The 12,855-nt window shown below is 32.0% G+C and carries 11 protein-coding genes; 9 read left to right on the top strand and 2 right to left on the bottom strand.

The genetic code is table 11. The features are described from left to right. Positions 1 to 3: 3 nt before the first annotated feature. The gene (locus tag PQ463_RS01200) at positions 4 to 1,059 is read right to left on the bottom strand and encodes a hypothetical protein (RefSeq protein WP_274255919.1); all 1,056 of its coding nucleotides are present in this window, start codon (positions 1,057 to 1,059) and stop codon (positions 4 to 6) included. A 434-nt stretch (positions 1,060 to 1,493) separates the two neighbouring features. Then, positions 1,494 to 4,934 carry a methylmalonyl-CoA mutase family protein gene (locus tag PQ463_RS01195; protein WP_274255918.1) on the bottom strand — a complete coding sequence of 1,147 codons (3,441 nt, stop codon included), beginning with the start codon at positions 4,932 to 4,934 and terminating at the stop codon, positions 1,494 to 1,496. A 295-nt stretch (positions 4,935 to 5,229) separates the two neighbouring features. Here PQ463_RS01195 and PQ463_RS01190 point away from each other — a divergent pair, with 295 nt between their 5' ends. The 9 genes from PQ463_RS01190 (at position 5,230) to purU (ending at position 12,759) form a co-directional block, all read left to right on the top strand. Further along, positions 5,230 to 6,804, top strand: coding sequence for a L,D-transpeptidase family protein (locus PQ463_RS01190; RefSeq protein ID WP_274255916.1), 1,575 nt, complete (start codon positions 5,230 to 5,232; stop codon positions 6,802 to 6,804). Between the two features lie 188 nt (positions 6,805 to 6,992). Further along, positions 6,993 to 7,340 (top strand): hypothetical protein, encoded by a 348-nt coding sequence (locus PQ463_RS01185; RefSeq protein WP_274255915.1) that lies wholly within the window; start codon positions 6,993 to 6,995, stop codon positions 7,338 to 7,340. 151 nt (positions 7,341 to 7,491) lie between these two features. Then, the gene (locus PQ463_RS01180; RefSeq protein ID WP_274255914.1) at positions 7,492 to 8,361 is read left to right on the top strand and encodes a hypothetical protein; all 870 of its coding nucleotides are present in this window, start codon (positions 7,492 to 7,494) and stop codon (positions 8,359 to 8,361) included. A gap of 16 nt (positions 8,362 to 8,377) precedes the next feature. Further along, positions 8,378 to 8,722, top strand: coding sequence for an immunity protein Imm33 domain-containing protein (locus PQ463_RS01175; RefSeq protein WP_274255913.1), 345 nt, complete (start codon positions 8,378 to 8,380; stop codon positions 8,720 to 8,722). Between the two features lie 136 nt (positions 8,723 to 8,858). Next, on the top strand, positions 8,859 to 9,281 hold the full coding sequence (locus PQ463_RS01170; protein WP_274255912.1) for a cytochrome c oxidase assembly factor Coa1 family protein: 423 nt from the start codon (positions 8,859 to 8,861) through the stop codon (positions 9,279 to 9,281). 288 nt (positions 9,282 to 9,569) lie between these two features. Further along, positions 9,570 to 9,905 (top strand): hypothetical protein, encoded by a 336-nt coding sequence (locus tag PQ463_RS01165; protein WP_274255911.1) that lies wholly within the window; start codon positions 9,570 to 9,572, stop codon positions 9,903 to 9,905. Positions 9,906 to 10,374: 469 nt separating this feature from the next. After that, a complete protein-coding gene (locus PQ463_RS01160) occupies positions 10,375 to 10,938 on the top strand; it encodes a hypothetical protein (protein WP_274255910.1) in 564 nt (187 codons plus the stop codon). A 142-nt stretch (positions 10,939 to 11,080) separates the two neighbouring features. Beyond that, complete coding sequence (locus PQ463_RS01155) at positions 11,081 to 11,800, top strand: DUF4197 domain-containing protein (protein WP_274255909.1); 720 nt, start codon at positions 11,081 to 11,083, stop codon at positions 11,798 to 11,800. A gap of 104 nt (positions 11,801 to 11,904) precedes the next feature. After that, complete coding sequence (gene purU, locus PQ463_RS01150; protein WP_111375950.1) at positions 11,905 to 12,759, top strand: formyltetrahydrofolate deformylase; 855 nt, start codon at positions 11,905 to 11,907, stop codon at positions 12,757 to 12,759. The last annotated feature ends 96 nt before the right edge of the window (positions 12,760 to 12,855 follow it).

The raw sequence follows: 12,855 nt of genomic DNA, 5'->3' as shown, positions 1-12,855 counted from the left end.
TTTTTATTTACGAATAATATTTTTAATGATTTTAGAAGCTTTTTCAATTGAATTTTGCTCAAACTTGAATTTTTCTAGTTCGATAGTAGATTGTCCTTTTTCAATTACAAAGTTTCGTTCTGTTTTTGAAAATTCTGCTATAACTGAAGTTACATCTTCTTTTACCCCAAAATTAATGGACGAAATCAAACTCGTACTTTTTAAATCGATGTTTGTTAACTCATTTTGATAATACTTTATATCATTAAGATTTAGCTTATACAATCTTAAGAAGAAAAAAGCAAAAACTTCAATAAAAATTATAAATGAAATTCGTGGAATATAATGCAATAAAATTTCCTCAGTAGTCTTAATATTATCGTGTTTTTCGAAAACTATAAAACCTAAACAAAATAAAGCAACAATAGTCATACCTGAGCCAACAATTAAATTTATATTTGATTTTCTGTCAAGTTTTTCAATCTCACGTATCAATCTATCTTTTATAGAACGAGTAGAATAAATTATATCTTTAAATTGAGCTTTTTTTTCGAATGATACTTCTTTGCTTATATTTAAGTTTAATTCATCATAAAAATCTTTATTGATGTTTTTGCTTATAGATTCTTTTAATTCTTTAAAAATCTCATCTCTATCTTCTAAATCGAACTCTATTGTAGGCTTTTCATTAATTCTATTAAGAAGTGTCTCAAAATTTTCTCTTTGCTCACGTCTTTCCGATTTGAGCACCACATTAAATTGTTCAATTATCCTAGATAAATCGCTTTCATTATATCCATGCTCATTATGCACTTGAATATTATCATTAATTTCATTTTTTTTATTATTCCCTTCCAAATAAGAAAAAGTAAAAACAGCAATAGCCACTATGAAAGATAAACCAGCTATAATTTTTATTAAAAGATCAGCAGTAAGTGTAAGCTCTTTAAAATCAAAAACATCTGCAAAAATAATTATCGCTAATAAATAACTAATTAACAATAAAAAAGTCGAAACCCTAGATATCTTACTAGTTTTAAAAAATCTGTACAAAAAACTTTTCTTATTATCACTTTCCATAAAATATTTCTATATTAATTCTAACTTTTACATTCTGAAATCATAAGACTCTCTTTTCAAAATATAGGTTCTATCCATAGGCTAATATATACTATTTTTCAGATAAAGTTTTTGTTTACTTATTCATTTTTAAAAGTATGAAAAATGAGCACTACCAATCTTACTTTTTTGGATACTTACACATTGAAATAGCAAACTCATCTCTAATTCATCTCTAAATTTTATCACTATCATTAATTACCTGACCTACAAAATATTAACCTTACAAATCAATTCATTACTTAGATGATATTAAATAAAAATACACTTTTAGTCAACAATTAGTTAACCAAAAGTGTACTTCAATAACTCTTATGTATTCTAAGCCACTACTAGAATACTAAAAAGCATAAGAAAAATTAAGTTTTACCAAAATTTAGGTTAATTAGCTATCCTTACATATTCCTTCTATACTGCCCACCAACCTCAAACAACGCCGAAGTAATCTGACCTAAAGAACAAACCTTTGTCGCTTCCATTAAATGGTCGAATAAGTTTTCATTTTTAATAGCCGCTTGTTGTAAAGTATTTAAATGTTCGTTTACTTTTGCTTCGTGGAAATTATGCAAATTATCCAACATCGTAATTTGATATTGTTTTTCTTCTTCGGTTGCACGAATAACTTCTGCCGGAATTACCGTTGGCGAACCTTTTGAACTCAAGAACGTGTTTACACCCACAATTGGGAAATCTCCGTTGTGTTTCAAGGTTTCGTAATACAAACTTTCTTCTTGAATTTTAGATCTTTGGTACATCGTTTCCATTGCGCCTAGAACTCCGCCTCTTTCAGTAATTCTGTCGAATTCCTGAAGAACTGCAGCTTCAACTAAATCGGTTAATTCTTCGATGATGAACGAACCTTGAATTGGGTTCTCGTTCTTCGCTAAACCTAATTCTTTATTAATAATCAGCTGAATCGCCATGGCACGACGTACAGATTCTTCTGTTGGTGTTGTAATCGCTTCATCGTAAGCATTTGTGTGAAGCGAATTACAGTTATCATAAATCGCATATAAAGCTTGTAAAGTCGTTCTAATATCGTTGAAATCAATTTCCTGCGCGTGTAACGAACGCCCAGAAGTCTGAATATGATATTTCAGCATTTGTGCTCTTTCGTTGGCTCCGTATTTGTTTTTCATGGCTTTTGCCCAAATTTTACGCGCCACACGTCCAATTACTGAATATTCTGGATCTACTCCGTTAGAGAAGAAGAACGATAAATTTGGTCCAAAATCGTTGATGTTCATGCCGCGGCTCAAATAATATTCCACGTAAGTGAAACCATTTGAAAGCGTAAAGGCCAATTGCGTAATTGGGTTCGCTCCCGCCTCGGCAATATGATATCCAGAAATCGAAACCGAATAGAAATTACGAACGTTTTTAGTGATAAAATATTCCTGAACGTCGCCCATTAAGCGCAGTGCAAATTCGGTTGAGAAAATACAAGTATTCTGCGCCTGATCTTCTTTTAAAATATCGGCCTGAACCGTTCCGCGAACTTGAGCTAACGTTTTTACTTTTATTTCGTTATAAATTTCCAAAGGTAAAACCTGATCTCCCGTAACACCCAAAAGCATTAATCCCAAACCGTTGTTTCCGGCAGGAAGTTCGCCTTGGTATTTCGGTCTTTCGATTCCTTTGTCTTTATATAATTTGTTGATTTTTGCCTCAACTTCTTTTTCTAAATCATTTGCTTTAATGTAAATCTCACATTGCTGATCGATTGCGGCATTCATAAAGAAACCTAACAGCATTGGCGCAGGCCCGTTAATGGTCATACTTACCGAAGTCAAAGCATGAACCAAATCGAAACCAGAATATAGTTTTTTAGCATCGTCTAAACAGCAGATTGAAACTCCTGCATTTCCAATTTTCCCGTAAATATCCGGACGCAAATCTGGATCATTTCCGTATAAAGTTACACTGTCAAAAGCTGTCGAAAGACGTTTTGCAGGCATTCCCGCACTTACATAATGAAAACGTTTGTTAGTTCTTTCTGGTCCGCCCTCGCCCGCAAACATTCTTGACGGATCTTCGCCCTCACGCTTAAACGGATATAATCCCGAAGCAAAAGGAAATTCTCCCGGAACATTTTCTTGTAAATTCCAACGCAAAATATCGCCCCAACCTTCATATTTAGGTAAAGCAATTTTCGGAATCTGTAAATGCGATAAACTTTCAGAATGCGTTGCAATCTTGATTTCTTTATCACGAACTTTAAACGAGTAAACCGGATTTTTGTATTTCGCTACTTTTTCATCCCAATTCAGAATAATTTCCCAATTGTACGGATCTAAGTCCATTTTTACTTTATCAAACTGATTTAGTAAAAGATTTAAAAAGATTCTGTTTTCGTCGTGTTCTGCAATTCCGCTTGGTAAAACAGTCGAATCGTCAATTCCTGCTTTTGTAATCTGAGGAACTTTTCCAGAAACCGATTCTATAGTTTTGAAAATTCCGTATAATTTTTGAGCAACTTTTTGCTGCGAAATGGCTGTTTCATCATAACTTCTGTTATTCTCTGCAATTTCAGATAAATAACGCGTTCTTCCTGGCGGAATCACGAAGATTTTTTCGCTCATTTCTTTTGTGATGGTAAAAGTCGATTTCAAATCAGAAGCCGTTTTTTCTACCACTTTATCCATAATCGCTTTGTAAAGCGTGTTCATTCCAGGATCGTTAAATTGAGAAGCGATCGTTCCGAAAACTGGCATTTCGTCTGGGCTTTTGTCCCAAAGATTATGGTTTCTTTGATATTGTTTTTTTACATCGCGCAAAGCGTCAAGCGCACCACGTTTATCAAATTTATTTAAAGCCACTAAATCGGCAAAATCAAGCATATCGATTTTCTCCAATTGTGTTGCTGCTCCAAACTCTGGTGTCATTACATATAAAGAAACGTCTGAATGATCCATAATCTCGGTATCAGACTGACCAATTCCTGAAGTTTCCAGAATAATCAAATCGTATTTCGCCGCTTTTAGAACCTGAATCGCTTCAGCTACATATTTAGACAAAGCCAAATTTGACTGACGTGTCGCCAGCGAACGCATATAAACACGAGGATTATTAATAGCATTCATTCGGATTCTGTCTCCTAAAAGCGCTCCTCCCGTTTTTCTCTTAGAAGGATCGACAGAAATTAATCCGATTGTTTTTTCTGGGAAATCAATTAAAAAACGACGAACTAATTCGTCAACCAAAGAAGATTTTCCGGCTCCTCCCGTTCCTGTGATTCCTAAAACTGGAATTTTAGAACTTGCATTGCTTTCGTGAATTTTATCAAAAACTGGTTTTGCAATTTCTGGGAAGTTTTCTGCTGCCGAAATCAAACGCGCAATTGCCGTTGGAACTTTATTTTCGATATGATCTACTTCTCCGTTTAATTTATCTCCAATAGGAAAATCAGCTCGTTGAACCAAATCATTAATCATTCCCTGAAGTCCTAAAGAACGTCCATCGTCTGGAGAATAAATTCTTGTGATACCATATTCATGTAATTCTGAAATTTCACTAGGAAGGATTACTCCGCCTCCGCCGCCAAAAATCTTAATATGCCCTGCTCCTTTTTCGCGAAGCAAATCATACATATATTTAAAGTATTCGTTGTGTCCGCCTTGATAAGAAGTCATCGCAATTGCATTGGCATCTTCTTGAATAGCGGTATTTACCACTTCTTCTACGCTTCGGTCATGTCCAAGGTGAATTACCTCAACACCTGTAGACTGAATAATGCGTCGCATAATATTTATGGCTGCGTCATGTCCGTCAAAAAGTGAAGCAGCAGTAACAATTCTTACTTTATTTTTAGGAATATATGGTATTTGTTGTTCCATTTTATGAATATGATAATTTTAAGCGACCAATGTACAAATTATTTTAATATTTGATCAGTCAAATAACATTATGTTAATAAATAAGAAAATATTTTTTCTTCAATATAAAGGTAACAATTCTTAACTCATGTTGATATAAGTTAAAGAAAGCTTAAAGACATGGCAATTTCGCAACATTTAAATAAAATCAGAAAACATGTTTCGAGCTCTTCAGTAGTAATTTAGCATTGTAGAAAAACCCCAAATTTTTACCTAAAAACTTACACAGAAAAGTAATAACGTAAAAATTAAAAAAATGAAAACATTATATTCATTCACCGTAATTTTAAGTTTGAGTTTTTTTCTATTTTCTTTTAACAGAATTGAAAACAACAATTTTAAATATAAAAAAGCTTCAAATCATTCAACCGTTTACCGCAGTCAAAATGATGTAAACGAAATTTCGAACGGCTTCTTTAAAAGGTATTCTGATTTAAAAAAATATAAATCGGATATCATGTCGTTGTACAAAACCAGAACACTAGGAACTATTTGGTTTGACGAAGATGAAATCAATGAGTTTGGTTCTGTTTTGTATGAAAAAGCAAAAAAAACAAACGATTTAATTATTCCTTATCAAAAAGAAATAGATCAATTGTTTAGTGCTTCATCAGATAAAAGCACACTTTCTCAAACCGATGCAGATATGCTTTTGAGTTCATTATATATAGTGTACACTAAAAAAAGCAATGCCGACAAGAAAAAATTGGCTTATAATGATATGCTAAAAGATTTCTTAAACTACAGCACACTGGAAGAGCAAGAAACGACAGCAATTGCAACAAATGAAAAAGTTGAATTTGACCAATATTACAAACTGCAAGATGCACTTAAAAAATACAAAAGATTAGAAAAATCAAGCAAATACAAACCTATCGTTCCAGAAGAATCTCCATATAAAGAGTTACGTCCAGATGCGGTTTCGAGCACTATTACACAAGTTAGAACTCGTTTGTATTTATTGGGAGATTTAAAAACCGATTCTAAAAGCAATGTTTATGATCGTGAATTGATGGATGCTGTAATGAAATACAAAGTCCGCAACGGATTTAAACCGAATTATATTCTAGCTGAAGAGCACATTAACGAAATGAATATTCCGCTTGAAGATAAGGTTGCCACTTTAAAACTTAACATGGAAAGATGTCGTGAGATTTCGGCCAAAATTGCTGCCAGCGATGAGTATGTTTTGGTTAACGTTCCTTCTTATGAATTGATTTATGTAAAAAACGGAAAAGTAGTTTTGACTTCACCTGTATTTGTCGGGGCACCTTTGACTAAAACTACTATTTTTAATGGAGAAATTGACCGAATTGTTTTTAGCCCCTATTGGACAGTTCCTCAAAGCATAGTGCAAAACGAATTAAGATCTAAAATGGCTGCAGATCCAAATTACCTTGATGAGAAAAATATGGAAATGGTTAACGGTCAAGTAAGACAAAAACCAGGCCCAGACAATTCTTTAGGATTGGTAAAATTTATGTTCCCAAATCCTGATGATATATATATGCACGATACGCCATCTAAAACTTTGTTCGATTTTGAAAGAAGAACTTTCAGCCACGGATGCATTAATGTAAAAATGGCTAAAGAACTTGCTGTTGCCATGCTGAAAGATTATCCAGAATGGACTCAGGCAAAAATCGATAAAGCTATGGACGGTAAAGTAGAGAACAGTTTTAAACTGACAAAAAAAGTACCCATTTTCATTACATATTTTACTTCATTGGTAAATGAAAAAGGAGAAGTTGGTTTCTTTCAAGATGTTTACGAAAAAGATGCCAATCCAAGCGGAGAAACGCTTCCCGGCACTGCAATTGTAAATCAATAATTTACGCCAATAATTTTAAGAGAGGATTTATCAAATTTGTTTTGATAAATCCTCTCTTTTATTAATCAACAAAAAAAGTCGTAAAGTGTTATTTTCAAATCTTTTAAGGGTAATAACATTTTTAGATCTTGCTTTATTTTGCAGTACAATTCAGCCCCATTTTTGTAAATGTTTAAAACTAAACTATTATGAAAACGAATAATACAGAAGGTCTTACAATGTTTGAAATAAACGTTTTAATTCAACAAGGAGGAAAGTTTATAATATTTCCTTTCATTATTTCTAAAATGGTGAAAAAGATTAAGGAATCAAATATTTATTTTATACGCCCAAATGAAGGCACATTTAAATATGCCTTAAAACATTTTCTTTTGAATTTATCGCTAAGCTTGCGCTTTTTCCCTTTTACCCCAATTTATATCGCTATATCATTATTTTATCTAATAAAAGGTGGAAAAGATTATACTGAAACTATATTAAAAGATTTAGACACCAATAAACCTATTTACACGCCGCAACTAAAACTATCATATTGATATAGTTTCAAAATCTTTTCCTAAAAATCATCTTATATTTTTATAAGGTGATTTTTTTTGTCTTATACTGATATTTTAAAAGCTTAATGAGGCTGATATGATTTTGCGTTAAAGGGAGATTTGCAAATCTTTTTTTAATAGAAAATCAACAATGAAAAAATATACTTTAATTCCTAGTCTTATTGTCTTAACTCTCATTATTTCATGCAATAATTCTACATCAAAAAACCTAATAACTTACGATGGTATTAGCAAACCAAAAGCTCCAAAAGCAGTAGGACCTCCACGCATACTATTTGTAGGAAATAATCAAATAGAATATTTTGTGAGCGCTCCCACCTTATTTCAGGAACTGTGTAATGCAAATAAAAAGAATGTAAATGTTCAGCAGCTAATTACAATGGGAGTTCCACTCGATAAAGTTTATTATACTAATAAGACAGAAGCTAATCAAAACTTTTCCAATATAGATAAAGATGGAAATTATTATGATTATGTAATCCTTCAGGAATCTCCACAAATTGCATTAAGAAATATTGAGAAATACAGATCAAACCTAAAACTGTTTGCTGAAAAAATACATAAAAACAGTCCCGATGCTGCAATTTATGTGTATCAAAACATGACTCCACTGCCATATACAGATTCGGATTATAATAATTCTTATAAAGAATTGCGTAAAAATACAGTTTTAGCAACTGCTTTTATAAAGAACGCAGGGGTATTGAAAATTGGTGATGCTGTTAAAGATGCTTATAGCGGTAAAAATGGCTACAACTATTTAAAAAACAGTACTGATAATCTTTGCTATGGACAAAGTACACCTCATTTTTTAAATGATGGAGGATTTTTACAAGCTGTTTTATTATATGCAACAATCTTTGAAACAAAACCAATTATTCCTAAAAAATTAATTTTAAGTACTGGTACTGGTGACAATGACAGCATGAGAAAACAAGAAGTTTCAAAAGCAATAAGTGATCCTATAGCACTAGAAGAAATTGCCTTCAGTAATCGTTAAATTTTAAAACAAAATCATGATAATTAATAACAATTTATACGGCGGTTTTTTGGTCTCAAAAAACGTATTGAAAGGTATTCCAATATTATATACTTATAGAGAAAAAAGCAGTATTAAAGAATTAAATGGATGGAATATTTTATCTGAAATTGATGACGAAAATTACATAAGTAATCCAAATAACTTTTCTATTATTAGTGCTGAATCAATTTATAAAATCACACCAGTTCTAATAGAAATATTTAATGCTGAATATGGAACTGACTTATTCTGGAAATATGAAAACAATGTACATATTGGTTTTTATGATTTGATTAGGGGATGTGATACTGACATCGATCAAATTTTAAAAAAGAATTAAAACATGGAAAGCTCTGTTTAAAAATCACCTTATTGAATTTTATAAGGTGATTTTTTATTTAATATAAAACACTGAAAATCAATAAAATTTATTCTTATTTTAGCTTTATCTTTTTAACCTAAAAATTAATTAATTTATGGAAGATTCTAATCAGTTAATACAAAAACAAAGCTGGCTTAACCGAAACTGGAAATGGCTTATTCCCAGCGGTTGTTTAACGCTTTTGCTATTAGCAGCTTTATTTATTGGAGGAATTTTCTATGAAGTAACTTCGGTTCTTAAAGATTCTGAAGCCTATAAAGAATCTATGATAGCTGTAGAGAATAATAAACTCGTAGTGGAAAAACTCGGTTCTCCTGTCGAAACAGACGGAATGGTTTCTGGAACGGTCACTTCACATAATGATGTACGCACTTGCGATGTACAGGTCCCGCTAAAAGGTCCGAAAGGCAAAGCAACTTTATTTGTTGTTGGTGAAAAAAGAGGAAAATGGAAATACAGTGAAATGTCTGTTTATATTGAGAATACAAAAGAAAAAATAGATTTATTGCAGAAATAAAAAAGCATCTATTTACATTACATATTTTACTTCATTAGTAAATGAAAACGGAGAAAATAGTTTCTTCTTTCAGCATGTCTAGGTAAAAGATGTCAATTTAACTAATACTGAAAAATCTGTTACTATATTAAAAATAGAACTAAAATCGAAAACTCGTTCAGCTGGGTTTTCGATTTTTTTTATTCTCAACAAAAACCTTAATCTATTACTTTTTAGACTTTTAAGTCTAAAAAAACTTTCAAATCCTTCCGAACTTTGCTTCATATTAATACCACTAATTTTAATATCATGAAAACAGAGAATATTGAAGGATTAACCCTTTTTGAAATTAATCTATTGATACAACAAGGCGGAAAATTTGTAATGTTTCCAAATATAATGTCTAAACTTAAAAGCATTTACTTTGTTCGTCCTGAAGAGAAAACATTCAAATATGCCTTAAAACATTTCTTGAAAAATTTATCATATGGATGGCGAAACTTTCCTTTAAGACCATTTTATATTTCAAAATCTTTATTTTATCTGGCAATTGGAGGTAAAGATTGCCCACCTAACATTTTGGGCGACCTAAATCAAATTAACCCAATATACAATCCAAATTTATATTGCCTACAATACGTTTAAAGCCTTTTTTGTCCCAAACAAAAAATTATAATACTTCAAGGCAAAAGAGCAATTAAACACCTACAATTCGAACAAAAAAAATTGCTCTTTGCTCTTGTCATAGCTTAATCTAAATCATCTCATATCTTTTTTATGAAATGATTTTTTGTTTGATGAATATCTTATATAAAACCACAAAAAGTTTCTGTTTGATTACAAGAGTAATATCTTTGTGAACATTCTTCAAATCAAAAAATAACCTTCTTTTATTATGCATGACAATCACGATCAATCTAAACAAAATTGATGTAGAAGAAACTTGAAATGAGTTGCAACTAAAAGACTCAAAAGGCAAAGCAACTTTGTTTGTTGTCGGCGAAAAAAGAGGAAAATGGAAATACAGTGAAATATCTGTTTATAGTGAGAATACAAATGAAAAAATAGATTTATTACAGTAATAAAAATCTATTGTCCAAACAAAAATTATAAAATGAAATCGTTTATCAGTCTATTCTTTGTCCTTTTCCCATGTGTCTCTTCTTTTGCACAATCTTCCGAAAGTTACCAAGTTTACGCCAATCAAATTAAGCAGTTTTCAAAGCCTGCTAAAATATTACGCAATGATATTAATGCGCAGGGAAATGGTTCTATTGAATTTACAAATGCTAAAAACCAGATACTGCGTTTTCGAATGCAGCATAATAAACTTCAATTAGGATCTTGCAGGATTGCTTTCGAAATATATTATTATGAAAATAATTACTTGAGAAGAATTGAATCACTTGACAGCAGCGGAAATTTAATTGGATGCAACTTAAGACTAAACGGAGAAGCTGTTACAGAATATAGTATTGAAAAACCTTCTTTGTATCTTAAAAAAAAGAAATTGATTGATGATGCTGAAGGAAATATTGATATGAAAGATGATTCTGAAGAAAAAATCATTCGCGTTCAATATTTTGATGCGAATAATAAACCTATAATGCTGCTAAAACCTGTTTATATTTCCAGCAAAACCTATTGGCAGGATAATATTCGAATGGCTTGGCCATAAATTAAGTTGCTAAGAAAATGAGATTCTAAGTTGCTAAGTTTTCTTATGTTAAGTTTACAACAAAATGTTAGTTTGCTTAAAATAAAATTGTGGCGTTGTTTTTGAATAAGTAGTATTTTTGAAACTTAAATAAAACCCCATAATGAAAAAGATTTTACTATTAGCCGTTACATTTTCGCTTACTTCTTGCGCACAGGTACAACAGACTTTAAATCAATTGCCTCAAATCGCATCTCAGATTCCGACTACAGGAACTGTAGACATTGCTTCTGGATTAAAAGAAGCTTTAAATAAAGGAATTACACAACAAGTGAGTAAATTAACCGCTGTAGATGGTTTTTATAAAAACGAAGCTGTAAAAATTTTAATGCCCGAAGAATTGCAAAAAGTAGATGCAACACTTCGTAAAGTAGGTTTAAGCTCTCTTGCAGATGAAGGAATCAAAATGCTGAACCGTGCTGCTGAAGATGCTGTAAAAGAAGCAACTCCGATTTTTGTTACAGCAGTAAAAAACATGACTTTTACAGATGCTAAAAACATTCTTTTAGGAACTGACAATGCTGCAACAAGTTATTTACAAAACAGCACAACAACTGCATTATACGCCAAATTTAATCCAGTAATTAAAAGTTCTTTCGAAAAAGTAGGCGCAGATGCTGTTTGGACAAAAATTATAACAAAATACAACACCATTCCATTAGTAAAAAAAGTAAACCCAGATTTGACTGATTATACAACTAATCAAGCATTGTCTGGTGTTTTTAAAATGATTGCTGTTGAAGAAAAAGATATCAGAAACAACCTCTCTGCACGAACAACGCCTTTATTACAAAAGGTTTTTGCAATGCAGGATGGAAAATAATTCTAAAGTTGCTAAGCTTCTAAGACGCTAAGTGTCTAAGCTAAAAAACTAAATGTCTTAGTGTCTTAGCATCTTTGCAACTAACCCAAAAACAAAAGACCGAAATGCAAAAAATTACCATACTCATTCATTGTAAAGACCAAAAAGGAATTATCGCCGCAGTGACTACTTTTATAGCTAAGGTAGAAGGAAACATTACCTACATCGACCAGCATGTTGATGTAGAGCAGAATGTATTTTTTATGCGTTTAGAATGTGAATTTACCAATCAAGGCAGTAATATTGAAAACATAAAAGAAGAATTCAGCAAAACCATTGCTGCCGACTTCGATATGTCTTGGGATTTGTACAATCAGGAGCAAAAGCCCAAAATGGCTTTGTTTGTGTCTAAATACGATCACTGTTTATTTGACATTTTAGGACGTTACAGTGCCGATGAATTGGGTGTGGAGATTCCGATGATTATAAGCAATCATAACGATTTGCGATCTATTGCTGAGCGTTTTGACATTCCGTTTCACTATGTTCCTTTTACAAAAGACAACAAAGAAGAAGGCGAAGCAAGACAAATTGAGCTTTTAAAAAGATACCAGATCAATTTTATTGTTTTGGCGCGCTACATGCAGATTGTGACTCCAAAAGTGATTTCGCTTTACGAAAATAAAATCATCAATATTCACCATTCGTTTTTACCTGCTTTCCCAGGTGCAAAGCCTTATCATTCGGCTTTTAAACGCGGTGTAAAAATTATTGGAGCTACAAGCCATTACGTAACAGAAGAATTAGACGAAGGTCCAATCATCGAACAAGATATTGCAAGAGTTTCCCATATTCATTCTGTAGAAGATTTTATCATGAAAGGCCGCGACTTGGAGCGTATCGTTTTAGCAAGAGCCATTAAACTGCACGCTGAAAGAAAAACGATGGTTTACAGCAATAAGACGGTGGTTTTTTCTTAGATGCTAAGATGCTAAGCTACTAAGGTTCTAAGTTTATAATCTTTGTGTTAAAAAACAAACCCGACAGGTTTAAACCTGTCGGGTTTGTTTTTTATT

It is taken from the genome of Flavobacterium sp. KACC 22763 (genome assembly GCF_028736155.1).
In the GTDB taxonomy this organism is placed as follows: domain Bacteria; phylum Bacteroidota; class Bacteroidia; order Flavobacteriales; family Flavobacteriaceae; genus Flavobacterium.
This window is presented reverse-complemented; position numbering and strand designations above follow the sequence as displayed.